This is a genomic window from Roseobacter weihaiensis, from assembly GCF_020622345.1.
Lineage (GTDB): Bacteria > Pseudomonadota > Alphaproteobacteria > Rhodobacterales > Rhodobacteraceae > Roseobacter > Roseobacter weihaiensis.
Genome location: NZ_JACNMO010000018.1, coordinates 14,930 through 39,044 on the forward strand (window position 1 = coordinate 14,930; position 24,115 = coordinate 39,044).

A 24,115-nucleotide genomic window follows, 5' to 3' on the forward strand; every position below is an offset into this window, starting at 1 on the left:
TCATTCACTCCGAAAACCTGATGGACAAAACCCCACCGCGGATCGCGCGGAGTGTGTTTTGTGCTTCGTCCGGCCCAAGTTCGGTTTCTTCTCCGACCGCGACCTGCTTTATCGGACCATTCATGAACAGGGCATTCCGATTTGCTGAGACGCAGACGTGGGAACCGGGTAGAAATGCTTTGGTCACGGTCCGGGCCTCCTCTTGCCAAGCCGCACCGTTTCGCATTTCCGTTCCCATCGCTGCGTCGATCCGAAGCACAATGTCATTGATCCCAGCGAAAATCTCCTGCGGCGTTGTTCCTTCCCGCAGGGCAAACATCAGGCCGCCCCAAAGGTCTGCGATTTGCTCAACAAAAGGTCTGAAAGTCTCCATGACAGGACCTGCAGAAACAAACCGGGAAAAGCGGAGGCGGTACCATTTCTTGTTCGAATAGACCTGCCCGTGGTGGGACATCACAGCATCCATGCCAAACAGCAGAGCGTTCAGGCCATAGCCAACGGCGGCCCGACCTTGAGCCGATCGGTTTGACAAGGTCATGCAGCTAGCCGCCATGATCGCATGCCCAAGTGAGGCTGCGCGCCAAAGTGGGCCAAGCGTTTCCAGGTGTGCTAGGAACGGTGAGGTTCCGTCTGCGGTCACACCGTTGACAAGACGCTCAAGGTACTTGCGGTTCATTGGGCCATGCTTGTTCCAGCCTTTGTAGGCTGCAAAGGCTTCCGCTGCGGTGCCGTTCGCTGCTTCCCTGAGCCGTTCAAGTTCCTGCGCCACTTCTGACTTCGAGAAGATGATCGTCTCAAAATGGTTGTCGCCGTCAAAAAATTGGGTTGCGGTGCGTGCTTTAAGATCTGCGCCGTCCACAACACAAATCGTGTCGATGTCGCTTGTTGAATTGGCCAGGCCATGCACGGCTGAGCTTGTCAGCAGCATATGCTCGAGCCCCTCTATTTCGCGCGCGACGATGTCCAGCATGTTTTGGAAATTGGTCTTGCGCGTGTCCAAAAACGCCACACAGTTTGCAAATCTGCGCTCTGCAAGGCTGCGCGGCTTTGTATGCATCTGGTCAAGGCTCATTGCGCGGCCTCTTGGGGATGGGCGTTGGGTCCATGAGCTGTCGCAGTCAGTTCCAGGTAAATGTCTTCGAGCGACAATGGTTCAAGCGCGTAAAATGTGATGCCTTTCTCGCGGACATAGGTCGTTGCGCCTTCCGGGGTTGAAAAGAACTTTTGTTCGATGGCCTGGCTGCTTTCAGCATCGCGCACCGTAAGGCGCACTTTGGCGCCTAGCAGGGCCCGCAGTTGGTCGAGCGTGCCCTCATGGCTGATCCGGCCTTGCGACAAGAACCCAATCCTTGTTGCAAGTTGCTCGGCTTCGTCCATGTAGTGAGTGGTCAACAGAATGGCGGTTCCGCGTTGCTGCGCATCGCGTAGAACCTCCCACAAGACCCGCCGCGCCGCCGGGTCCATGCCAACCGTAGGCTCATCCAGCAACAGCAGGCCCGGATCGCCCAGGCACGCAAGCGCAACCAGGACGAGCCGTTTTTGACCAAGGCTTAGCGTGCCGGCGCGCTTGCGTAAAAGAGCATTGAGATTGAAGCTGTCGATGCTCCTTTCAACTGCTGCACGCTGTTGAGCTCGCCCAGCGAGCTTGAGTTCCGAAAAACACACCAGATGCTGCCGGACACTCAACGCTTCGAAGAGGTTCGCTGATTGGGGCAGGATCCCAACTCCGCGATTGCCGGTCGCCCGTTGCTGCAATGCCGGCACACCCCGTATAAACGCCGTGCCACGATCTGGGGTTAACTCCCCCGTGAGTTGGCGGATCAACGTGGTTTTTCCCGTCCCATTGGCGCCCAGCAGGCAATAAATCTCGCCCGCCTCAATCGTCAGGTTAACACCGTCGGTGACCGGCGCAGGTGTGCCCCGGTAGCTGTAACGCAGGTCACATGCCGCAAGCGCAGGTGTTGCCGTGACGGACCTTTCGGCTTTGCCTTGGTCAATCGTTTCAATGCGCGACATCGTGGACCTCCCGCGTGAAAACCTGTGCGACGTCCTGGGCCGCAACGCACTTTGGGAGCGTCGCCCTATGGTTCAAAGCCGCAACCACGCCATGCAGGCTAGCGTCTTCTGTAAAGGTCGCGTGATCGGCTGTTTTTCGACTCGGCCTGACGGCCGGTCCGTCCAGATAGGCCTTCAACGTTTGGCCAACACCGGGCGCAAAGAACCGATGCTGTGCGAAATGATCATGTGCGTTGGGGCGCACATCTGTCGCGAACCAACCGCAAGGACGACCGGTGTATTCAGCAAATGCTTGTGTCAGGCGATCCAAGATGGCCTCAGGCGCATCGCCTTTTGCAGTCTTGGCGAACCAGACCGCGCCGGTTTCGGCCGGGTGAAAATAGGCGACCGACTGGTCCGGGTCGATCTGCCCTGCGCGTGTCGTCAGATAGCCCCAGTCTTTCAGCAAGACATTGGGACACAAAATAGTGTCAACGGGCTTCATCCCATGATCCGAACACATCACGCATGGTCGGCCTCCCGCAGCGCTGACCACAGCGGCAAGGCCACAGTCAATCTCTGCCAATGCGTCGCAAAGAAGGGCGTCTGCCAGAAGCGCACGGGCCGGCGTGCTGTGTGCATTCTCAGGATCAACCAACCCCAGAATTTCATGGAACAGAAGATCGTAGGCCGGTTGATAGGCAAGTATGAAGTCTGCCTTTTGCGCCGCGACGGCGACAACGGCTTCTGCCCAAAATCGCTTTGATAGTTCGGATACGCCGCGAAACAGAACTCTCTCCGCACGACCGTCTCCACCATCGATTAGAGGACGGCCAAATCCTCCGCTTCGGAAAACTTTAGCCAGACCACCGGCGACAAATGGAAATCGTTCCCCAACCTGATCAGGGGCCTGGCCTGTCGGTGTGAAGGAATAGGACCCGAGGACATGGACTTGAACACCGTCATCCGTTTCACACAGACACGCCAGCGTCGGCGCACCGGACACAATCGTGATCGGTGCCCATTCGCCTGACTTCAGATGAAGTTTTTGAGGGGCTGACCCCGATGGCCCGCTGACGTCAATCCAGACACCGCCATCGGGGTGTCGCTGCGTCATGACCTGGAGACCCAGATCGGCGACCCTATGCGCACCCTCGCCGTCTGAAATGTCGATGGAAAATGGCGCAACAGTCGGAGGCACAAAACCATAGCTGTGCGATACCAGTGCCTCGCCCAAGCTATGCGCGTCAACAAAGGGGATATGACAGAGCGACACGCTCAAACCTGCCTTGGCATAGTGGTCCCAAATCATCGGAACGTCGCTTTGAAATGCCGCGAATGCATTGCTTGTTGCGAGGGGACCGTTTGCATCCGGGACATCAAAGCCGGTCAGACCGTGCGTTCCGGGACCGGCGCCGCTGAAGAGGCTGCACAACGACGGCGGCGTTTGGCAGTTCGGGCTGACGGGCAGCAACCGCGCAATCTGATCGGTGCGCATCAGCCTTGCAAGCGTCGGAAATTTCGTTGGGTTTTTGGAGAGCTGACGATCAACAAGCCACTTGGGAAGTCCGTCAACGACAATCCAGCACATTTGGGGGAGCTTTGTCATCTCCATAGCTCGACCTGCCGAAGTGGTGGGGAAACGAATGGTCGGGACGTGTCCCCAGAGGCTTCCTGCAAAAGAGTATCGGTGAACGCGAAGACATCCGCGGCATAGTTTTGCAAGCTTGTGCCGCAGTTTACGAGCACATGGTCAGGCCGGATCCGCATCGCTGTCTGATCGACGGTTGACGTGCGTTGAGTTTGAAGGTCCTGACGCTGATCAAGTCGCGCCGCGATGGACCCGGCATCCGCCGAAACCCGGAGGATCTTGAATCCGAGGCGCCGCAAAACTGGCAGGTCAACATCGGGGTCACGCAGATCGTCGTTGACGATAACATCTTCAACACACTCCGACAGGCGCTTTACGAAGTCATCCACAATAGACGTCGGACAAATGGAGCGGAGATGCATCGCGATGTCTTCCAGCAACTTTTGGTTTTGTTGATAGGTCTCTATGTGCTGGCCCGCCGTGGCGTAGAATTGCTGTTGCAGGCGATAAAGGGGGTCTGCAAGTTTCAATATGCGCGCGGATTTTCCAAGCTGGCGGCAGCGCATTTCGATGAAGCCCGCCGTGGTTGATTTGCCCGATCCACTTGGCGCAACAATAGCGAGACGCATCTGGCTCATCAGACTGTCTCCGTCCGCGTTGTGTTCAGAATATCGCGCAAAGGCGGTGTAGGGATCTTGCCTTGCACTTCGATCCAGGGTGCTTTGGTTAGTGCTTCCAGAACCGACGAACCGCTGTCAGGTATGCCTGAACGTGCTTCTTCAAGGTAAAGCCGGTGCCATTGCGCCGTTAAGAACTGGTCGGGCCATTCCAGAATGTCGGCCACCGCGCCCGGTGTTCTTTGCGCATCGCTCAACAACCGGATCCCAGCGGTTTCATTGACATTGGGAAGTACGAGCGCAGCAAGGTTGGTCGTCTCTGTGATGGGGGACTGTGCGACCACATCGCGAAACAGGTCGGGATCTACCAGGTGCTTTGAGTTCAGCGCGTACCGTTCACCGCCCGGCGCCTGAAATGATATGCCCAATCTGGCGGCAAGATCTGGATAGGCAACGAGGCTCCCGAGACCGATGTAGGGAATGTCTGGCCAGGCTTTCAGGCAAAGCTCTGATCCGACTACTTTTGCAAGAACTTTGTCGCCAGAAAAGTAACGCGCACCCTGCCTTTCCACGAGGCTAAGCATTGTCGTTGTTTTGCCCGCTCCCTTGTGCCCCATGACAAGAACCGCTGCATCGCCGATTGTCACGGCGCTGGCATGTAATAGAACCCAGCCCTTTGACTGCGCGACCAGCAATGCGAGATAGCGGGTGAAATCATGCAAATGAATTGTGGAGCCAGGGTTTTGGGACGTACCAAAGAACGTCACCTTGCGGGTAGCTCGATCAACGACATAGGCGGTTGAACTTGTCTCATCTATCGCGATTGACTTTTGCGGTTGAGCCCAAAGCTGCCCGGAAAGGTTGTACGATGGGCATGAACTGCGCCGGAAATCCACTGGGCTAGGGGGGGCGTCAGGCAGGTGGTCAATGGCCTCTTCAAAGGGAGCCAGCGTAATGGTTACATCTGGCGTCACAACGCTCTCTTGAGTTTCGAAATACGGGGCGAGAAATCTGATTAACCTACGCGCCATCGGTGCCATTGGGGTCGGCCAATTCAGCGCCAGCGTGCAAGCGCCATTGCATATCGTTGTTGAAGTCATGCTGTACCTGCCAATTGTGCCAAGGGGGCTGACTTCCGACGAGGCACAAAGGGCGCGCGCCCGATCCCGATGCACAAAGAGACCCAGATTGGGCAGACGCCCTCGGCTCGGGCCGCTGCAATTAGGGTCGGGTCTGCGCAAAAGGGTGACAGCGTGACGACCCCCATGTCCGAACGGTTCATCCCGACATGAAGAAAGCAATCGCTGATCCCCAAAGCGGTGCATGCAGGGTCCAAGACGCGCGTTATGTCTTCAGGAGCAGGCGCATTTGCTGTGGTCCAATAGATCCGCAGAATCCCTTTCTGAACTGCCGAGAACACATGAAAATCAGCGTCACCGTCGCTTCCATAGCGACAGGCTCTCAGGTGACCGGCCATTTCCAGCTCTGTGCCGATGCTGGATAACACCCCCAGTCGGCGGGGCGACCACGCCGCGTCAAGTGTCGCAAGCACTGGCACGCAGGCGAGGTCCCATGTCATGACATGTGCAAACGGGCCCGAATGACGAATAAATTCAGATATCGTCATAGCAGCGGGGTCAAAACCGTAACTTCTCAAAAGGTTACGCGGTGCGGCCGGAACCTCTTTTTGGGTGAGCATGACAAGGGTACCATCTATCACGCGATCACCTTGATGTTGCGAGCAGGTAGGTCCGGTGCCTGGGCAGATTGGGAAGTCGCTGCTTTTTCAATCAGGAACGCTTCCACGCGCTCGAAAAGGCGGTCCAGCTCCCTTTCGGTCGCAGCGTCATCGGCAGGTCCACGGGTTTTTTCGTAGCGAACCGTGACATGACTTTCCGAGGGAGCGTCCATAAAGATGCGATGTTCGAAGTTGACCGTATAAACCGCCCCGCTCACCGCGCTTTCGAGAGGGACATCATTCGTTATGCGCCGCCATACCCGATGCAGCTTGCAAGGGCGATGGAATGCGTCTTCCACAACCTGTGCCCCGTCTTTGCTGCCAAGCGTAACGGACATCTGGCCCTTCAAAAGCTCCGAACGGCCATGCCGCGAGAAGAGCGCGAGTGTATAAGGCCTTTGACGCTCTGACGGATCGTCTGTGTCCACCGACGCACCATAGAGCAGGGCATACTCATCATCGGCAGGGCTATCGGTGAAAACGAAGGCGGATACCACATCAAATGACTGGCGCACCGGGAACCGGAACCGTGGGACAAACGGGGACATGTCGCCCGCGTGAAGGTGCTGCGCAAAATGCCGCGCGGTAAGACTCATCTCAACATTGTCAGACACCGGAAGATGACGGTGTTTGGAGGTGGTGTAAGTATAGAAGCACTCATTATTGCTAAGCGGCAAATACCATTCGTCAAAGGCCTGGGCGATCGCTGTCTCTATACCCGTCCCGGCCGGCACGGTGTGGTTAACCGCAAAGAACATCGCGCGATCATTGTCCAACACATGCAGCAAATGGCTGAGGACGACACTCCCTGACACGTCTTGAACTGCAATTGCCAAGGGCATCTGTTCAGGATCCAATGGCCCCGTTTCACCCAAGTCCGATCCTTGAAGCACAATTGTCCGCGTCTTTGAATCAACATTGCGAAGCGGAAGCCACGCGATCTTTGGGTTCAACAAAGACGCTGCCTCCTGATGGCGCAATTCCCATGGTCCAAAAATAACAAAAACCTGCTTCATACCGCTTGCACCTCCGGGACAGAAGGCTGATGGACGTCGCGCAAGAAGCTCAGCTTGGAGTAAGGTGTCTGAACGTAGCTGGCTCCACAGGATCGGAAGACACTTTCAGCAAAGGCGCAGACCGTCTCAAAATCTGCCAAGACATCCTTTGGATCAGCGACCGAACGGGTTCGAATGTATTCCACCTCGCTTTGCGATAGCAGGGCATTGCTGCCGTCAAATGGGCGCGAGATGTCAACCACTATGGCAAAAGCGTTGCCGGTTTCAAGGGACTCAACATCAACGTCGAACCGTGTACGCCGAAAGCCTGGCAAACGTCGTGTTGTCCCGCCTGACACCTCAAGCGCCTTTTGCGCATATCGGTCCGGTTGCACGGGCAGGTGATGCGCGATGGATTCGTAGCGTAGCTCCGCATCTTCTTGGAAACGCTTATATTTGAGGGTCGTGTTCCCATCGGTTTGGGGAATGAAGGCCAGGTAGCCCTGTGCGGCAGGAGGGTCTGTGACCTCAAAGATCTCGCTATCATAGTGCCAGAGATGAAACTGATCGTTGAATTCAGAGATCCAGCCAGGCAGTACATCGGACCGGGCCGCATCGTGCAATGCACGCGAGATTGCCCATATGCTGACGGGCGCCGTCGACCACGTCGCTGCCCTGAGCACATGCGCGAAGGTGTATTTGCGTTCTAGTTCGTAATCGAACTTCCATTTCTGCCGAATGCGTCTGCTATTGATCTTTGGCCCATGAAACAAAGCGAGACGCTTTACTTCCTGCAGGCAGGCCTGCAACCAGCCCAAATCTTCAGAGAGTGCAGGAACATCCCCGAGAGCCAGAAAATATGTGCTTTGGCCATCGGTTTCGTAGTTTTGATAGAGGCGAGCACGGTCGGCGTCCACCGTGATCAGGAACATTGGTGCGCCGCCGGATGTCAGGCCCAATTGTGCCGCTGTGGTTTGCTCCCGTTCCAGACCTTTCGGACCGATTTCTCCCAAGTAGAGTGCCTGTGCTGAACAGGGCGACTTCACAGCATCACGCACCACGTAGCGGGCATCAAAAGCGTCAAAGGGCGCGACAATGGCATTACGCCCGACTGCAAGCGACCGTCGCGCTGCGACATTGACGATCGTGGCCCATTTAGCGTTCTGCTCAAAAGAATAGACATCTTCCGGGGTCGCATAGATCAGCCAGTAAATCATGCTGTGCATTCCTCCACCTGCTGTCGTGCCGCGCTGGGGATGTCGAGAACGTGGGTTTGGCCATCCGCGAGACTGTCAAAAAGCGACTGTGAGGCGATGCCCGGCTTTCCGCTTTCGCGGATCAGGATGGACAGATGCGACAGAAGCGAAGCATTTTCGAACACAAATCCGGCAACATAGGGCAAGAAAACAGCGAGAAGTGCAAAAGGACGCTTGCATACCAGAATGGGCGGCTCCGGCAGCGCTTGCACCTTTTCCATTAACTGCTCCACATAGGGGCCCAATTCAGCGCTGTTGGGCACCTCATTCATGCTGATGGAAGGACCATCGCTAAGGTCCTGCAGGTGATGGCTGTCTGCGATACGTAAAACTTGACCTCTGGCAAAGCCCGCGCTGATCACGGCGGCTGCGCCACCGACTGCAGGTGTTGATTGCTGGTGGGCCGCTCGCGTTGTCAGGTCGAGCAATGTCAGACCATGTTCGTGCATTGTCCATTCAAGGTGGGATGGGCCAAAACGCTCTGTTGCGATTTTAAGTGCAGCAATAATCGTGCGTGCCTCTGCGTTGCTCATCCAATCGGGGCACCCATGGCCATCCTGTTGCAGGATCACATGTTCCGATACTGCTGATCCTCGGTTCAATGCCATCAAGCCGTCTGCGGAGTATTCGAGGACAGCGGTACCGTCCTCTGAAAGCTGCGCGATCATGCCGTAGTCGCCCTTTATGAAGGCGCGCAGCACGATGCAAGACGTTCGACCTTCCGGGATCTGTGCTGCGGTCAATGTCTCGATGACTTTATCGCCAGGAACGATCATTTGGCGTAAGAGGTCGCTGGCGTCGATAACGACACGTTCGCAAACCAAAAGCGCGTCCAAAGCACCGTTGTGCAGAACCTCTTTCAAACCGGCGCGGTTGACCCGCAACAACAAGGCTGGCGGGCACCACAGTCCCAACTCTTGCGAAATGCGGTGAAGCGGTGCGCGCTTGGCGCGGAAATACTGCACATAGTCTGGCAGGGTCTCGCTGGAAAAGAACGCCTCTTGCGAGTCTTCGTATATCGGGACCACGTCGTAGTATGCTGCGGCATCTAGTTGTTCCACCGACGTGGCGAGTGCTGTCATGGGGCGGACCTGCACGACCGTCAGATCTTGTCCGTCCCAAACCCACTCCATGTCGACCTCGTGGTCGAACAGTGCTTTGAGCTTTGCTAGGTCTGCAAACACAGCTTGCGCACCCGCCGAACCCAAAGGATCGTTCGCTTCCGTTGGTCCGGATGTGGGCGTCGCTGTGCGGCCGGTCCGAGACCCGTCCAGCAAAGCACCACTCAGCCCAGCGACATACTCACAAATGGGCTCGCCACGTGTCACGGGGTTCGTCGAAAAAGCAACGCCTGCGGCTGCGGCCGGGATAACGGCCTGCACCATAATCGACATCCGATCATCCTGTGTCGGCAGATTGGCCGCGAGGCGGGCAACGATGGCTGCGCGCGCATAATACGACTTCCAAACAGTGATGATCGCCTCAATCACGGCGGCGTCACCTTCGACGCCGATGACGCTCTCGTATAGTCCGGCAGCGCTGCTAGAGGTATCATCCTCATGTGCCGCCGCAGATCTGACTGCGAGTGGCGTTTCGCGCCAACTTTCCAGCTGCTGATCAAGATTCTGTGCTAACATTTCGCGCCAAACCGTGGCCGGTTGCACATCCCGAAGAAGCTCTTCGATCCTCGCGATTTGACGCTCCAACGTTGCGCCGGTCGTCAGTTCGATATCTGTCAACTGCGCGGCAAGGGCCGCGTCTTTTCGATCAAAATCCGCGATCAAACCCTGCAATTCCGCAGTGGTGATCAAACAAGTGTCGGGTACGCGGACGGTCTCACCCGCCTTCATCAAACTTGTATATTTTTGAGGAAGCCTCGTCATTCGCCCACCATCAAAGCGTTCTCTGTGTCAACAGGCTCAACGGCCACATCGCGATGGATACGCGATGCGATAGGGCCATAGGCTCCCTGATACTTGCCTTCGTAGAGTTCAATTTCGCCTTTCGGCTGCCAGAACATCATCTGCCCAATGGCCATCCCCTCATAAAGCCGGATCGGGTGGAGGGCGAAAAGCTGAATGGTCCATTGGCCGATGAACCCAATGTCACCCAATGAAGCAGACAAATTGATGAACATACCCAGTCGAGCCACAGAGGACCGAGCGGCATAGGTCGGGGCAAATTTCTTGCTCCCGATACGCTCTCTTGTGTGCGCAAGATAGAGACGGCGCGGCTGCAAAACAATTTCACCGTCTTTCATCCAGATTTCGTCAGTCTGGTTTTTTTCTCTCGGATTCAAAACGCCTTCTTTATAGACGCGAAAAGAAGGACCCAACGTAAAGTTGTAACTGTTTGGATTGACTTGGCCCGGGACAAACGGGTCGATGGTGATGTCACCGCTTTTAACCGCGTTCGCAATGGCCTGACCTGTCAAAATCATGGTGCTTCTGCTGATAACAGAGAGGGAATGACAGTTTGGGACCCGGCATATCTGCCTGCGTAGCCGCGCACTTCGCCCGTATTCTCCCAAAAACAGATTTTTCCGATCAGCATTTTCGGATAGGCGATTACGTGCTGGGCAACGACGATTTCAAGCGTCCACTTTACGATTGCACCAGTGTGGCCGAGAGGGGCGCTCGTCTGGATAAAAATGCCAAGCGCACTTGTCGAGAGGCGCGCGTAAATCTCTGATGCATATTCGTTGCTGCCCATGGTTTCATAGGTGTGACCAAGATAAAACCTATCAGGTTCAAGAACGTAGCCGTGTTCCGGAATCGTGACCTTCGTGGTGCGACGCGGGCCTAAACCATCGACCTCCGCTTCATCGTAGACAATGATTTCTTCGCCAAGACGGAAACCATAGGAATTCGGCTCAAGGTTATTTTCGTCAAAATCAGATATTGTGATCGCATTTCGACACACCTCTTCATGGATCTTACCACCAGTCAAAAGCATGGTCCGCCTCCTCAAAATGACGAGAACTGAATATCTTGCCGGTCCGATTTAGGAACGCGATTGAGTAATCCATGCCTACAACTCGTAGGTAGTAGCCGAACGATTCTGCAAGGAACCCACACTTTGAGAAGTAGTATTTGGCCTGCGCGGCATTCCTTTGCTCAAAAAATCAACCTTTAGGGGTATTGATGATGAAATTTCGCGCAACCAGTGCAAGAATTTTGCCAACGAGCGGCAAAACTCATAAATATTTCACAGTCTGTTTTTCTTCGTGAAAGTGTGAGCCGTGCATCACTCCCGGGGGACTACATGCTTATTGCTCAGATTTCAGATTTTCACATCACTGCGCCCGGCACACTGTACCAGGGCATCATTCCGACGGAGGTAATGGCAGAAGCCGCCGTCGCTCACGTGAACAATCTGGACCCAGCGCCAGACCTCGTCTTGTTTACGGGCGATCTGGTCGAGAGTGGCCTGACAGAAGAATACGATGCCGCGCGCAACGTTCTCGAAAAGCTGGACGCCCCTTATGCGGTCTTGCCTGGAAATCATGATGATCGTGAGAATTTCCGCGCGGCTTTCCGAGATCATGCTTATCTACCCCGAAATGGACCGCTTCACTTTTGTCTGAACGATGCACCTGTTCGGGTCATCGGGTTGGATTGTAGCGTGCCAAACCAGCATTATGGCGCACTGGATTTGGACGGGTTTACTTGGCTAGAGACCTGTTTGCGCGCGGATCCTGAAAAGCCAACCGTGTTGGCCACCCATCATCATCCTGTCGCCAGTGGCGTCCCATATCTTGACGCTTACGCCAACCGATCCGGACCGAAGATCGAAGGCTTGCTGAGAGAGTTTGACAATATCATCCGCATTTTGTTCGGTCATGTGCATCGGTTAATGATGGCTCCGTTTGCGGGCAGCCTAGCCGTTAGTTGTCCGAGCACGGCATCACAGATTGCCTTGCGGACACATGAGAATGCAGCACCTGCGTCGTTCATGGAGCCCCCCGGGATACTTCTTCATGTGCTGCGCCCTGGCGGGTCTTCACTCTCTCACTTCAGTCCGATCGGCGACTTCGGTCCTGCCATGGATTTCTTTTGAATGGGCACCATGAAGGTTCAGACGATCAAGACGCTGTCAAAGCTGTATTGGCGCCAAGAGGCTTCGAGCCTGCTTTTCCTCCTTTTCGACGCGCTCGCGCTGCCCTGTTTCATTTTTTATTTCGGCTGGCGAATGACCACAGGAGCACCCGAAGCACTGCCACGATTTCTAGTGGATGGGCTGATTGTGGGGATTGGCGTCGGAGCGACGTCTCGTGTGGGCTTTGCCATCTTGTCTGATGTGCATAAGGGGCGACTTTCGCTGGTCAAAAGTGCCGGTGTTAGGACGCAGGACTATCTGGGCTTGCACGTCTGTGTCGGGATGCTTTTTGGCTGCTTTTCTGTCGCGAGCGGGTGCCTCATTGTAAATCTGTTTGGTTTGGCAACCCTCGGTTTCGCGCAGATTGGACTGCTTGTCGTGATTGCAGCGCTATCGGGCATTGCAATGGGGGCCATCGGAGGGGCGATCGCAATATCGTCGTCTCAATTTAAGCAGGGCTACACGTGGCTTTCTTCTGCGGCAGTCGGTCTGACCTTTCTTAGCCCCGTTCTCTATTCGCCAGATGCTTTGATTGAGCCGCTTCGCACCCTGTCATTGTTTTCGCCGCTAACGCATTCAGCGACATTGATGCAGAGCGCATTCGCCGGTGAGACCGGCCCGGGCACCGCCTGGGGTTTTCTTGTTTGTTTGGCCATGGGCCTGACACTGGCCGTCCGAAGGATGTTGAGATGATGTTGGAGAGCATAAGTCGCCCGAACCTCGCAGGTCTCTTAAAGCTTCGGGTTTTGGGGTTCCGCCAGGTTGCCCTAAACCGACTGCTTTATGGGTTGGTCGTTCCGGTTCTGATCGTACTGCTTGTCGCGAGTGTTGTGCCGGTTGAATCGATCCGCCTTGCCTGCTCTGCCGCTGTCATCGCTGCCGGCTTTATGATGATGCGGGTTCCCGCAGTGACGTTTACCGAAGAGTGGGAGGCCGGGCTCTGCCGCCTGTTGATGCATACGGGGCATGTTCAGCCGTCGCGCATCCAAGCATCCGTCCTGTTTTCGGCCCTGCCGCTGGTCCTGTTGCCGATGCTGAGTTTTTTTTGCGTGCTCGCTTTCATGGGGGCGCATTGGGATGGATTATTCTTGATCCCCATTTCCCTTTTGTGCCTGTGGTTCCTCGGTCTTGGCCTAAGCCTACTTGCATTTCATTTATCGCTTATCTCAGTGCAGCTTGTGGCCGACATTGTGATCGTGGGGATCATCGTCTTCAGCCCGATATTTTATGGCCTGGCGAGCGGAAGCGGTGTGTTGCTGGACGCGGTCGCCGCCTTGCCCCCAACGCTGTTTTTTCAAGTGGCAAGCGGCATCGCAGAAACTGGGGCCCTTCCGTGGGATTGGTCGCTCGCTTTGTTGTTATGGGCAATTGGCACGTTGTCTGCCGGGCTCTTCATATTGGGAAAACGTCTATGAGCAGGACCAGCCAGCGCGACCAATACCGATTATCGAAAGAAGAGCTTCGTCAACTCTGCAAACTTTCGGTTCCAAAAGGCCTCTTCGCGATTGGCTTTCAATGGATGGTCATCATCGGGTCCATTTGGACCGCGCTCACTCTCAATCTCTGGTGGGTGACGCTATTGGCCGTGATTGTGATTGGAACACGTCAACACGCCTTGGCAGTGCTGATGCACGATGCATCCCATTACATAATCTTGCGCAACAAACTGGTAAACGATGTTATCGCAAGCTGCTTTCTGTCTTTTCCGATCTTAGCAAGCACAACCCGGTATAGAACGCATCATGGTCTGCACCACCGCCACGTCAACACAGACCGCGATCCTGACAACAACAATCGGGAGAGGTTCAAATCCCGCTGGCACATGTTTGTAACGGCGGTGAAGGATGTCACTGCTTACAATACAATGACGACTGTTGGGACGCTGTCTCATTTCGGGATCACAGGACCGATGGTCAAACCCGCCGACAGCGTTGACGGTGTTAGCCTTCTTGAAAAGAGGCTCGCTTGGAGCTTTTATGGCGTCGTCGCCTTTAGTCTTCTGGCCTTCGGAGTGTGGCAGGAGTTTCTCCTATTCTGGGCATTGCCGATGGTCACGGTGCTGCCGCCAATTCTGCGATTTCGAGCTTTGGCAGAGCATGGAGGGTGCGAGGATGAAAGCGACCTGACCATGGCGCGTACGGTCACGCCCGGCTGGATAGAGCGGGTGCTCCTCGCCCCCTGCAACGTCCATTACCACCTAGAACATCATCTTTACCCCGGGATCCCGTTCTACAATCTACCCAAGGCGAGCGACCTCCTTCATCAACGTGAGGTTTACGCCGAACAAGCCCATGTGAATGACGGATATTTTGTTGGAGCACGACGCGTCGTGGACGAGGTCGTCGGATAGGCCCTGTCGTGATCTTGAAGGTCGAAGCGATAGAAGGAGTGAGAGATGAAGGATGAACTGCCCCACACCAAATCGCATCAGGCGATGAAACGCGCCAGTGCTGGAAACCTTCACCCCGAAACAACTGTCCTGCATGCGGGATACCGTCATGATCCCGCGACCTTGAGCACGACAGTCCCTCTCTACCTGACAAACGCCTATGCTTTTGAAAGCGTCGCGCACGCCTCAGATGTGTTTGATTTGCGTACGGAAGGCCGCACCTACTCTCGGCTGATGAATCCAACAACAGATGTTTTGGAACAGCGCCTTGCAACACTTGAAGGGGGGGCTGCCGCTGTTGCGACATCGTCCGGGCAGGCTGCAATCATGCTTGCACTGTTGAACATTGCCCAGGCAGGCGACAATGTTGTCAGCTCAACCCAGCTTTATGGGGGCACGATCAATCTTCTCAGCACGACATTCGCACGGCTTGGAATTGAGACCCGGTTTGTCGACCCCTCGGATCCTGTCGCGTTTGCCGCAGCCACAGATAGCCGTACGCGGGCTTACTTTGCGGAAGTTCTGCCAAACCCGATGCTGGTTCCCTTTCCTCTGCAAGATGTTGGGCGGATCGCCGACGAACAGGGAGTGCCTCTCATTGTCGATAACACCATGTCTCCCCTGATCTGCAAACCGTTGGAGCATGGGGCCCATGTGGTTGTGCACTCCACTTCCAAGTACATTTGTGGGCACGGAACGACAATCGGTGGTGTGGTAATCGACGGTGGCCTGTTCGATTGGTCCGCTCAGGCAGACCGTTTCCCACTCATGACTGAGCCGGACAAATCACACGGAGACATCGATTGGCTGGAGGCTGCTTCGAAACTTGACGGCGACTATGGGCAGAGTGCTTATCTGCTTAAGATGCGCAACACTTTGATGCGCGACTTCGGACCTTGCCCGTCGCCCTTCGCGTCTTTCCTGATGTTGCAGGGCCTTGAGACTTTGCCACTCCGCATGCCAAGGCACTGCGAAAACGCGCAGGCGCTCGCCCGGCATCTCGCAGCCCATCCCCGGGTGAGTGCCATAAGCTACCCTACGTTCGGAACGCCCAAGATACGCGCTCAGGCGGCCCGCAACATGGGCCCTTATGGGGGGCCGTTGATGCAGTTCGAGGTAGTTGATGGGATCGCCGGCGGCAGCCGATTTATGGAGCGGCTGAAGCGCATCTACCATGTGTCAAACATCGGCGATGCCCGAACGCTCGCGACACATCCGGCATCAACGACCCATGCCTCAATCGACGCTGATGCGAGACGGGCCTCTGGGGTTAACGATGGCACAATACGCATTTCGACTGGGCTTGAACATATAGACGATATCATTGCCGACATCGAACAAGCGCTGGCCGGTGATTGACCAACGGCCTCTTGTCGGCATTCTGTGCAGCCGCGCAGATGACGATGGTGTTGAGGCAGAAAGCCTAAGGTCAGTTTACTTGGACGCTCTGAGAGAAGGTGCCAACGTCGATTGCGTTATTCTGCCGACAAACCTTTCTCAGCGGGCTGCGGTGCGCATCTTGGCACGTTTGGATGGGCTTGTTCTGACGGGCGCCGTCAGCAATGTGGCCCCCGAGAGATACGGATCGGATCGTGTCGAGACGGCAATCGACATCCCACGTGACAACAGTGCTTTCGCGCTGATTTCCGCAGCCTGTCACCATAACATTTCGATTCTGGGCATTTGCCGCGGATTGCAAGAAATGAATGTTGCCTTTGGCGGAACCCTCGCGGCGACACCCCCTGTGACGTCGTCACATCCCGACCATCATGAGGATCTACGGCTTCGTCGCGACCTTCAATATGCCCACAAGCATGCTCTCGACGTCGTTCCCGGCGGTACCCTTGCAGCGTTGTTGGGTTCTGCGGCGGAGGTGATGGTCAATTCGTTGCATCACCAGTGCATAGATAAATGCGCGCTTCGGGTCGAAGCACGAAGCAAAGACGGGATTGTCGAAGCCGCCTCCATAGCGATCCATGGCGGCTTTGCACTTGGCGTTCAGTGGCATCCAGAGTGGTTCCACAGGACAGACCCAGTGTCTCAAAGCATTTTGCGCGGGTTTGGCATGGCTTGTCGCCAAAGACAGCATCTGCAGTCAGTGCTTGCCGTCTAGCCCGCAATGGGATGTCTGGGTCAAGCCGGTCTCCTTGCATTCGTCTCGGTGGAATCCCTTATTCGGATCACGCCTCTCTGCGCCGTCTGGATTTCCGAAGGCAGACGCCAATGACATAGCCCCGACCAGATCCACTGTGCCCATGAAGGCGCCGGTAACGACGTCTCGCCAAACCGGTGACGTTTGAACGGTTGCTTATCTGGCACAATGAAACCCTTTCGCACCAAACATCGCAAACCCTGTCCGGGTAATGAAACAGTCCCGGATATTTTTCGCCCTGTTGTGATTAATTGGGGTACAGTGACAGAGCTACTCGGGGGATAAGCCGTCCTGTTCACGAAGGGGAAGGCAACTGGTAGCCATCTTTGGAAACCCTCACTTTGTAAACGTTTGTTCCGGCAGTGATGTACAGCACATTAGAATCATCACCCCGGCCAAAGCCGACATTCGTTGGCTTAACTGCGCCTGTTGATATGTACGCAAGCTCGGTTCCATCCGGTGCAAAGACGACGACGCCTTTTCTTTCACCCCGCGAAGTCACGTAAAGGTTACCATCTACGTCTGCGATCAAACCATCAGCACCCTCTTGCGGGAAAAACGACACAAACTCACGCCGGTTCCCTACGGATCCGTCATCGTTGATGTCGAAGGCCCAGATATTGTGTGGCGGCACTGTCAGCGGCATGTTGTCTGCGCGAACCGACGCGAAATCAAACGTTCCAACATCTATGTTTGCAACGTAGAGTGTAGACTGATCAGGAGAAACTAAAATGCCATTCGGAGCACCTGCGCTGTCGATAACCCTCGTTATGGTACCGTCGGTATCGACACGATAAACGCCGCGGAAAGGTTGTTCCATATCCTCATGCCCCATGACTCGAGGATCCGTAAACCAAACGCGTCCTTGCTCATCAATCGTGAGGTCATTTGGTGCATTAAGAGACCGGCCATTGAACAGGCCTGCAACTATATAGCTTCGGCCGGTTTTCATGTCAGTTTTGCCGATTGAGCGCATTCCGTAGTCAGCTCCCATAGCATAAAACATGTCACCATTGGCGTCGAACTTTATACCGTTCGACATGCCGCTGGGGCTTCGAAACAATGTTGTTTCACCCGTTGTTGGGTCATGCCGCCAGATGTTTCCTGCTTGGAGTTGCTTGGTTTCGGGATCACCGCAGATAAAGGTAAATGTGATCTCGCTGAAGAAGATCGTACCGTCGGGTGCGGATGAAACCCCTTCCGTAGTTCCACATCCACCACTCCAGACCAGTTCTACTTGTTCCCCTGGCAAAATGATGGATGGATCACCTACCGGCTCTGGAAAACCGGCCTCGTCGGCTGACAGCGCCGATCCTGCGATTGCAGCGATGGCGAAGTATTTGATGTATTGCAGCAATTTGCATACCATCATTTGGTCTTGTCCCCTCTCGAGAGTATTAGCCTCGGCTATCCGTGATTAGAAGACGGAGGTCTGGTGAACTTCACTTGAACCAGACACTTTGACATTACCGATTGAGCCGAATGAGCGCTTATGAGATCCGCTTTTGCTTTTTTATATTTCAGCTCTCCTGGTGTTCTCGATAAACCTCCCATGCCGCGGCAAGGATGACGGCTCTTATCAGATACGTTCGAGCGCCGCCCTTGCTTCGGCTTCGGTCCATTTCTTGTTGTAAAGCGGTGCGCCGCTTTCAAAGTGGCGACCGGTTTCCAATGGACCGGTTTCGACAGGGGAAAATCTAGCATCGGACACCAGTCCAGAAACGATCTTGCGCGCGTTCGCGTCATCGCCCGCGACAAATATCGCAAGGCCGGGTTTTCCGCGATCCCCCGCAAGCGCAGCCATCTCGCCCGCCTGCATCATGTTGAATGCCTTCACGACCCTGACGCCGGGGAGGCCCGCAGCGAGGCGTTCAGACTGGCCCACGCCGTGGAAATCGATGTCGCCATCGCGTTGCGGGTAGTAGTTGGAAGCTGAAATGAGAACCTTGCCAGCAAGCGCGTCAGCGGGGAGCTCTAGCGCTGCTTTGAAAGGGATCGCTTCCAGGATAACATCACCGAAGGCGATGGCCTCGCCGGGCGTGGCGGTCTGGGCCTTCGGCGCAGCGGCGGCAAGACTGGTCAAGGTCTCGGGATTGCGGGACGAAAAAACGATGTCATGACCTGCTTTCGCCCAAAGAAGGCCAAGCGGACCGCCAATATTCCCACTACCAACAATACCTATCTTCATGGTGGTTGCTCCCTGGTGAATCTGTGGCAACATTTAACGTCAATATGCTCCACAATGTCTGTTTTCCCGAAGATTAACCCCGGCTCCACGCGGCGCCAAACAGCTCAGTCCGGCACCACGGCACCATATTCGACAGAAAAAGCAACAAGCGGATGCTATGATCCTGCTTATTGCTTACATCATTCCCTGAATTTGACCTCTTGCGCCGCCACCAGTCATCCCGTCGCGTGCAAGGGCTAGAAAGAGCAGAAACAGCGGTATGGTCAGGATAAAAGACACGAGCAGTTTGTTCTCAAAAGACGCAATACGCGTGCCATTGACGAAAAGGGCGATCAGAAACACAATCCAAACCAGAAAGTTCCGATCTGGCTGATCCGGTCGGAGAGCCGGTCAAGCAGAGGTGCTCCGATGAAGTGGGAGACCGTATAGGCGGTGCCGACAATCCCATAGACCAATGCGTTGCCGCCCCAAAGCGTCACTGAACGAGGAGGACGGGAAAAACGACGCTATATCCGAAGGCTCAAAAGGAATTGATCAAAAGCAGTGGAAACAGCGCTTTTTCGGCAGTGGTGGAAGAGGTCTGCACATCCGCTAACCACGGCTGCAGCGCCATAATATCTGCTTATGCGAACCCCTTCGCCAGCTTTTTCGATTGTGTCAGACAGCGCAGGGGCTGCAGGAACAGATACAGCGCATCGCTTGTCAAAGAACAGACGGGTCTCTTGGTATGTCAAAGACACTGCCAGAAACATTCAACTGAGCCACAGACAGAGCAAGATCCGCAACTTCTTCGGGCGTTGTCACCGAGGCCTCTGTGCTTCGTCGGTCAGCTGACGGCTTGATCAACGCCGGTGCGATGCAGTTAACCCGCAGCGGCGCGAGCTCGATGGCGATAGCTGGTGTCAACGCCTCAATGGCGCCGTTGAGCGCAGTCATCGCGGAAAAACCATCCATTGGCTTGCGGCTGAACAGTCCAGAAAACAGCAAGACCGATCCCTTTTCCGCAAGATGTGGCAGGGAAGCTTGCAGGGCGGCAACCTGTGTCAACAGCTTTCCTTCCATGGCATTGGCAAAATCTGATGGTTCAAGATCCGCGAAAGCACCGGACACATAAGCGCCGCCAAGAGGCGTGAAAATAGCGTCGAGCGTTTCCCCAGTTCCGAACAAAGGACCGCCTTGGCGGTTTTGGGCGAGATCAACACTTCGCGTCTGAATATCAGTGCCGATATCCTGCGCCAGTGCATCCAGTTTGCTTTGATCCCTTCCAACCGCGATCACATTTGCGCCTTGCAAAACCGCGCGCTGCACAAGAATGGAGCCGACGAAACCATATGCGCCGTAAACGGCGATCGTCTTGCCCTTCAATTGGTCAGCCATTGAGGGACCCCATTACGGTCCATTCAGGCCCCAATGACGAGGATTGTAACATTGCCTACTCCAGTCGCGAAAAAACTGCACTATGATGATGTGGTAGAGTAGGCGAAGCTTATTTCAGGATCATATTCTTGTTTTACGAGATCACACGTGTGGGTCTAGTGAAGTGGCCACAGCGCTCTGCGCTCTGCGTCGCCCTGATCGGGATTGCTGATCTCATGAGGTCTACGCTCAAGAGGACTGTTGGGGAGTTAAAAAACTTTGGGATCAGGCCGCCATGATTCTTCCTTCCGAGAGCCGACTATCGAGCACGGCGGCTCTCACTGTCGCCACACGGTGAGCTTCCTTGCGGGGATCATAACATCCGTTGTTTTTTGCCCATGCGGATGTTGGCGATGTCATTGACCGGTCCTTCGGCGTGCGACGTAGAGACCGACATGCCTCTTCGGCGCCGGTGGTCATAGTAGTTGACGAGAGCCTAACTGTTGTAGCCCAGATAGGTCTTCAGATCCAACAAGCGTGCGGCGGCTGTCGATGCAGCGTCCTGGGTTCTGCTGGTCGTCGCATCGCAAATCTGAACAGGGTTGCAAATGCCTCCGGGGCCTGATCGGTTTGTCCATTCTATACGCGCCATAGAAGGTTCTGGGGCAGCGCATCGATTTCATCGTTCTCAGAAGCATCCAGATCGGACAGCAAGGTCTTACAGGCGGTTTCAACATGCCGGATGCGGACCGATATGTGCCACGAGGCAAGGATGTGTTCGAGATCAGCGCCGGTCGCGTTCCGCCCCGGTCGGGGCAACGTTGGATCGCCATCAGACAAGACCGTTACCTGCTTGCCCTCCCGCCAAACGGCCGCTTTCAGGTTGGTTCGCAGGCAGTCCAACGGTTGGTTTGCGCCAGCCAGGCTCAATCCAGACCGGCGCTTCGTGCCTGTCGGGTCCTCGATCGCACCAACACTGACTTCGAAATTGCGCCTTTGATACTCGGGTCTGGAGCATACACAGGCGCCGTCGAGGAACACCACTGTCTCAGAAGATGCTGTGGTTACAGTCGTGTCAGCGCTGGTTTGATCGCAGCCACCCTCCAGACGACCTGCGACCGAAGCAAGACGGTTGCGGATCGTCATATGGTTTTGCTTGGCACAAGGCGTCAGGATATTCAGTAGCCGCGCCGCTTACCACATGGGGCTTGTGGTTCTTCGTTCCCTTGTCGATAATGAAGGAACGGTCTGCCTTGAGCGCAAGATTGAGGCAGAGCCTGAGGCGATTGTCACAGTGCTGGATAGTTTGGGCAGCCAATTCTCAGACTGGGGCTCGAGGCCGGACCAACGGCCTCCTGGCTTTATAGCGAATTGAGGGCGGCAAGGTTGCCAGCGATCTGCATGGAATGCAGGCATGTAGAGGCCGGGCTTGGTGCTATGCGCAACCAAACGGATCGTAACGATGCGCGCGGAATCGCCCAACTCGTCCGCCTCGGCTGGTTTCGTCGGGGTCTTTGTAAAAGGTGAAGAAGCATAGCGAACCCGGATACTGCTTGTCAGCCGCAGTCACCTTTTGGGCAAGTCGCAGGACATCGAGAATTGCGTTCGCGGGTCCCTGAGAGTCTCTGTACCAAGGATCGGCGCCATCACAAAAAGCGGTTTCGAAGACCGTGTCCTCGAACTTGTCACGGGCGACCAAAGCCTGATCGCGATTGTGAAAACCACATACTCAGACAGGCCAAAATCGCGAGGTTAGAACGCCCCGATTGTCCTCTTTAGCTCGCTGGCCTGAGCAGATAGGTCCACGACCCGGGCGCTCGTTTGTTCGGCCACGTGGGAATTCTTGGAGATGATACTGTCCAGGCTCTTGATGGATAGGTCAATTTGCTCGGCAGAGTCCGCTTGGCTCTTGGAAGCACTTGAAATATCGACTACAAGCTCCGCCGTTTCCCGAATGATGGGGACAAGCTGATCCAACATCGATCCGGCCTCTACGGCGACCGCGACACTTCGCGAAGACAGGACCGAGATTTCTTCCGATGCCACCTTGCTGCGTTCGGCCAGTTTGCGGACTTCCATGGCGACCACCGCAAACCCTTTTCCATGGTCACCCGCGCGTGCCGCTTCAACCGCTGCATTGAGGGCGAGCAGGTCAATTTGGTTTGCAATCTCCTGAACGACATCGATTTTCTGAGCGATCAATTCCATTTCATTCAAAGCCTGCGCAACGGCCTTTCCTGTGCTGGATGCATCGTCCGCCGCCTTTTTCGCCGTGCTCTCGGTGCGGGTGGCACTGTTTGCCGCGTCAGTGAGATTTTCTAACATCTCTGCAATGGACGCCGTCGCCTGTTGGGCGGCTGACGTCTGCATCAAGGCGCCCTCTTTGATTTCGCGGGCATTTGCATTAAGGATGACCGCTGCATTCTCCACCACTTCAGCGCTACTGTAAGCTTTCGCCAGAACCTCCTGCAACGCGGTGCGAAGCTCTTCGGTCCGCCGCATGTTATTGCGGAAGACCTCCAGCGAACGAGCGACCCGCCCGATTTCATGATCGAATTCCGTACCAATGATTTCAACGTCAAGATTCCCCTGCGCCAACTGCCCGGTGCGGTCCGCAACGTCACTAATGGACCGCGAAATGCGGCTGGCGATCAGACGCGCAAGCACAACGGCCAACAGGAATGCTGCAAAGCCGATGGCTGGCATCATCCACTTCATCGCGTTCACGATGTCTTGCCCGGCGAGGCCAAGCGTGTTCTGTCGGTGTACAACGGCGTCGACAACTCTTTCATACCGATCTTGAAGCTCCGGACCATATTGATCGAGCTCGTTTTCCCGAATGTCGTTACGCGCAGTTATGACAGCATTCACGTCTTGCCCGGCTTTGACATATGCGTTGATGTTCCCGATCACTTGCGACGCCATGGCAAGCCTGTTCGGGTCTTCGAGCGTGTCGAGCAATATCTGCATGCGCGTCCCACTTTCGGCCAAATGGCGCCGCGCCCGGTCGAAGGCCTCGTCGGTATTGTTGAGCAAAAACCGTTCCATGTAAAACCGGCCAAGCATCAGTTCTTGCTGTGCGATGCCCGCGTAATAGGCCGAGAGGGGGTCACTGTCTTGATACGCCGTTTCCATGATGTCGGTCAGATATTTGCGTGTTTCCGGTCCCAAGCGGCTAAGGGTTGCGACAATCTCCTCTCGCTGTGCTTGCAGAATGACCATCTCGTCAAAAGAGGATCGATACCGCAGCGCCAGATCTTTCAGTGCTGCGACTTCCGCCAAGATTTCAGGTGAATTCGCAAAAATCTCCTCATATCGGTCATCTTCTACGATCTCCGAGATGTTCTGGCGAACCTCCTGCTGCTGCGCGTCGCTCGGGCTAATACGATACTTCAGGGCCGCCATTCGTGCCTCGAACTGATCCTCGACATATTCGTTGATCAGCACCGTTTGCCGCGCGCTTTCACGATAGCCTTTGAACGTGCCACCCAGTTCCCAGACTGCAAAAAATCCAAAAATACAAACAGCGATCAGGCATAAAAGAGAGCTCCCGAATCCAAAGTAGATTCTTTTTGCGACTGACCAGTTATCAAACATTTTGAATATACTCCTAGCGTTATGAGTGCCGGACTAACAACCAGATATTGCCAAGCCGTAAAAGCCCGACGAGAAATCATCGGACACCGCGATTCAAAGGTGGAATTAACCTGGAATTGAACACATTTGCCGACGTGGAGCGT

20 protein-coding genes and 1 pseudogene are annotated in these 24,115 nt (G+C 55.3%); 6 read left to right on the plus strand and 15 right to left on the minus strand.

Annotated features, from left to right (window positions below; translation table 11 throughout):
• Positions 1–4: 4 nt before the first annotated feature.
• The 10 genes from H7847_RS17955 to H7847_RS18000 all read right to left on the minus strand — a co-directional run bounded on the left by H7847_RS17955 (position 5) and on the right by H7847_RS18000 (position 11,147).
• Positions 5–1,072, minus strand: a complete 1,068-nt coding sequence (locus tag H7847_RS17955) for a DUF6001 family protein (protein WP_227270857.1) — start codon at positions 1,070–1,072, stop codon at positions 5–7.
• Positions 1,069–2,016 carry an ABC transporter ATP-binding protein gene (locus H7847_RS17960; RefSeq protein WP_227270858.1) on the minus strand — a complete coding sequence of 316 codons (948 nt, stop codon included), beginning with the start codon at positions 2,014–2,016 and terminating at the stop codon, positions 1,069–1,071. The genes H7847_RS17955 and H7847_RS17960 overlap by 4 nt, the downstream gene beginning before the upstream one ends.
• A complete protein-coding gene (locus H7847_RS17965; protein WP_227270859.1) occupies positions 2,003–3,604 on the minus strand; it encodes an alkaline phosphatase family protein in 1,602 nt (533 codons plus the stop codon). Before H7847_RS17965 ends, H7847_RS17960 begins: the two co-directional genes overlap by 14 nt.
• The gene (locus tag H7847_RS17970) at positions 3,601–4,224 is read right to left on the minus strand and encodes a hypothetical protein (RefSeq protein ID WP_227270860.1); all 624 of its coding nucleotides are present in this window, start codon (positions 4,222–4,224) and stop codon (positions 3,601–3,603) included. Before H7847_RS17970 ends, H7847_RS17965 begins: the two co-directional genes overlap by 4 nt.
• Positions 4,224–5,303 carry a phosphoenolpyruvate carboxykinase (ATP) gene (locus H7847_RS17975; protein ID WP_227270861.1) on the minus strand — a complete coding sequence of 360 codons (1,080 nt, stop codon included), beginning with the start codon at positions 5,301–5,303 and terminating at the stop codon, positions 4,224–4,226. Before H7847_RS17975 ends, H7847_RS17970 begins: the two co-directional genes overlap by 1 nt.
• 616 nt (positions 5,304–5,919) lie before the next feature.
• Positions 5,920–6,957, minus strand: a complete 1,038-nt coding sequence (locus H7847_RS17980; protein WP_227270862.1) for a hypothetical protein — start codon at positions 6,955–6,957, stop codon at positions 5,920–5,922.
• Positions 6,954–8,153, minus strand: coding sequence for a hypothetical protein (locus H7847_RS17985; RefSeq protein ID WP_227270863.1), 1,200 nt, complete (start codon positions 8,151–8,153; stop codon positions 6,954–6,956). Before H7847_RS17985 ends, H7847_RS17980 begins: the two co-directional genes overlap by 4 nt.
• Entirely contained in the window at positions 8,150–10,075 is a 1,926-nt protein-coding gene (locus tag H7847_RS17990; protein WP_227270864.1) for a PEP/pyruvate-binding domain-containing protein, read from the minus strand. The genes H7847_RS17985 and H7847_RS17990 overlap by 4 nt, the downstream gene beginning before the upstream one ends.
• Entirely contained in the window at positions 10,072–10,632 is a 561-nt protein-coding gene (gene dcd, locus H7847_RS17995) for a dCTP deaminase (protein WP_227270865.1), read from the minus strand. The genes H7847_RS17990 and dcd overlap by 4 nt, the downstream gene beginning before the upstream one ends.
• Positions 10,629–11,147, minus strand: coding sequence for a dCTP deaminase (locus tag H7847_RS18000; protein ID WP_227270866.1), 519 nt, complete (start codon positions 11,145–11,147; stop codon positions 10,629–10,631). Before H7847_RS18000 ends, dcd begins: the two co-directional genes overlap by 4 nt.
• A gap of 309 nt (positions 11,148–11,456) precedes the next feature.
• Here H7847_RS18000 and H7847_RS18005 point away from each other — a divergent pair, with 309 nt between their 5' ends.
• Genes H7847_RS18005 through H7847_RS27230 form a run of 6 tightly spaced genes read left to right on the plus strand, consistent with a single transcriptional unit; the run spans position 11,457 to position 16,792 of the window.
• Positions 11,457–12,251, plus strand: a complete 795-nt coding sequence (locus tag H7847_RS18005) for a phosphodiesterase (RefSeq protein ID WP_227270867.1) — start codon at positions 11,457–11,459, stop codon at positions 12,249–12,251.
• Positions 12,252–12,983 carry an ABC transporter permease gene (locus tag H7847_RS18010; RefSeq protein ID WP_227270868.1) on the plus strand — a complete coding sequence of 244 codons (732 nt, stop codon included), beginning with the start codon at positions 12,252–12,254 and terminating at the stop codon, positions 12,981–12,983.
• Positions 12,984–13,036: 53 nt separating this feature from the next.
• Positions 13,037–13,705, plus strand: a complete 669-nt coding sequence (locus tag H7847_RS18015) for a hypothetical protein (protein ID WP_227270869.1) — start codon at positions 13,037–13,039, stop codon at positions 13,703–13,705.
• Positions 13,702–14,640: a fatty acid desaturase family protein gene (locus H7847_RS18020; RefSeq protein WP_227270870.1), complete on the plus strand. Its 939-nt coding sequence runs from the start codon at positions 13,702–13,704 to the stop codon at positions 14,638–14,640. Before H7847_RS18015 ends, H7847_RS18020 begins: the two co-directional genes overlap by 4 nt.
• A gap of 45 nt (positions 14,641–14,685) precedes the next feature.
• Complete coding sequence (locus tag H7847_RS18025) at positions 14,686–16,038, plus strand: O-acetylhomoserine aminocarboxypropyltransferase/cysteine synthase family protein (RefSeq protein WP_227270871.1); 1,353 nt, start codon at positions 14,686–14,688, stop codon at positions 16,036–16,038.
• The gene (locus tag H7847_RS27230; protein ID WP_227270872.1) at positions 16,031–16,792 is read left to right on the plus strand and encodes a gamma-glutamyl-gamma-aminobutyrate hydrolase family protein; all 762 of its coding nucleotides are present in this window, start codon (positions 16,031–16,033) and stop codon (positions 16,790–16,792) included. The genes H7847_RS18025 and H7847_RS27230 overlap by 8 nt, the downstream gene beginning before the upstream one ends.
• 334 nt (positions 16,793–17,126) lie before the next feature.
• Here the strand turns inward: H7847_RS27230 and H7847_RS18035 are convergent, their stop codons facing one another.
• From H7847_RS18035 to H7847_RS18055, 5 genes and pseudogenes are all read right to left on the minus strand, one after another.
• A complete protein-coding gene (locus tag H7847_RS18035) occupies positions 17,127–18,203 on the minus strand; it encodes an SMP-30/gluconolactonase/LRE family protein (protein ID WP_227270873.1) in 1,077 nt (358 codons plus the stop codon).
• Positions 18,204–18,410: 207 nt separating this feature from the next.
• Positions 18,411–19,019 carry an NADPH-dependent F420 reductase gene (locus H7847_RS18040; RefSeq protein WP_227270874.1) on the minus strand — a complete coding sequence of 203 codons (609 nt, stop codon included), beginning with the start codon at positions 19,017–19,019 and terminating at the stop codon, positions 18,411–18,413.
• A gap of 702 nt (positions 19,020–19,721) precedes the next feature.
• Positions 19,722–20,396, minus strand: a complete 675-nt coding sequence (locus H7847_RS18045) for an SDR family oxidoreductase (protein ID WP_227270875.1) — start codon at positions 20,394–20,396, stop codon at positions 19,722–19,724.
• Positions 20,397–20,660: 264 nt separating this feature from the next.
• A pseudogene (locus H7847_RS18050) lies at positions 20,661–21,569 on the minus strand (ISKra4 family transposase); the annotation flags it as partial.
• A 558-nt stretch (positions 21,570–22,127) separates the two neighbouring features.
• Positions 22,128–23,972 (minus strand): methyl-accepting chemotaxis protein, encoded by a 1,845-nt coding sequence (locus tag H7847_RS18055; RefSeq protein WP_227270876.1) that lies wholly within the window; start codon positions 23,970–23,972, stop codon positions 22,128–22,130.
• Positions 23,973–24,115 lie beyond the last annotated feature (143 nt).

Excerpts from the sequence above, each read along its gene's own strand:
- H7847_RS17985 (WP_227270863.1), bottom strand. The coding sequence starts at position 8,153 with ATGATTTACTGGCTGATCTATGCGACCCCGGAAGATGTCTATTCTTTT.
- H7847_RS17970 (WP_227270860.1), bottom strand. The coding sequence starts at position 4,224 with ATGAGCCAGATGCGTCTCGCTATTGTTGCGCCAAGTGGATCGGGCAAA.
- H7847_RS17975 (WP_227270861.1), bottom strand. The coding sequence starts at position 5,303 with ATGACTTCAACAACGATATGCAATGGCGCTTGCACGCTGGCGCTGAAT.
- H7847_RS18000 (WP_227270866.1), bottom strand. The coding sequence starts at position 11,147 with ATGCTTTTGACTGGTGGTAAGATCCATGAAGAGGTGTGTCGAAATGCG.
- H7847_RS17960 (WP_227270858.1), bottom strand. The coding sequence starts at position 2,016 with ATGTCGCGCATTGAAACGATTGACCAAGGCAAAGCCGAAAGGTCCGTC.
- H7847_RS17955 (WP_227270857.1), bottom strand. The coding sequence starts at position 1,072 with ATGAGCCTTGACCAGATGCATACAAAGCCGCGCAGCCTTGCAGAGCGC.
- H7847_RS17990 (WP_227270864.1), bottom strand. The coding sequence starts at position 10,075 with ATGACGAGGCTTCCTCAAAAATATACAAGTTTGATGAAGGCGGGTGAG.
- H7847_RS17965 (WP_227270859.1), bottom strand. The coding sequence starts at position 3,604 with ATGACAAAGCTCCCCCAAATGTGCTGGATTGTCGTTGACGGACTTCCC.
- H7847_RS18005 (WP_227270867.1), top strand. The coding sequence starts at position 11,457 with ATGCTTATTGCTCAGATTTCAGATTTTCACATCACTGCGCCCGGCACA.
- H7847_RS17980 (WP_227270862.1), bottom strand. The coding sequence starts at position 6,957 with ATGAAGCAGGTTTTTGTTATTTTTGGACCATGGGAATTGCGCCATCAG.
- H7847_RS18020 (WP_227270870.1), top strand. The coding sequence starts at position 13,702 with ATGAGCAGGACCAGCCAGCGCGACCAATACCGATTATCGAAAGAAGAG.
- H7847_RS18010 (WP_227270868.1), top strand. The coding sequence starts at position 12,252 with ATGGGCACCATGAAGGTTCAGACGATCAAGACGCTGTCAAAGCTGTAT.
- H7847_RS18040 (WP_227270874.1), bottom strand. The coding sequence starts at position 19,019 with ATGAAGATAGGTATTGTTGGTAGTGGGAATATTGGCGGTCCGCTTGGC.
- H7847_RS18035 (WP_227270873.1), bottom strand. The coding sequence starts at position 18,203 with ATGATGGTATGCAAATTGCTGCAATACATCAAATACTTCGCCATCGCT.
- dcd (WP_227270865.1), bottom strand. The coding sequence starts at position 10,632 with ATGATTTTGACAGGTCAGGCCATTGCGAACGCGGTTAAAAGCGGTGAC.
- H7847_RS18055 (WP_227270876.1), bottom strand. The coding sequence starts at position 23,972 with ATGTTTGATAACTGGTCAGTCGCAAAAAGAATCTACTTTGGATTCGGG.
- H7847_RS18025 (WP_227270871.1), top strand. The coding sequence starts at position 14,686 with ATGAAGGATGAACTGCCCCACACCAAATCGCATCAGGCGATGAAACGC.
- H7847_RS18045 (WP_227270875.1), bottom strand. The coding sequence starts at position 20,396 with ATGGCTGACCAATTGAAGGGCAAGACGATCGCCGTTTACGGCGCATAT.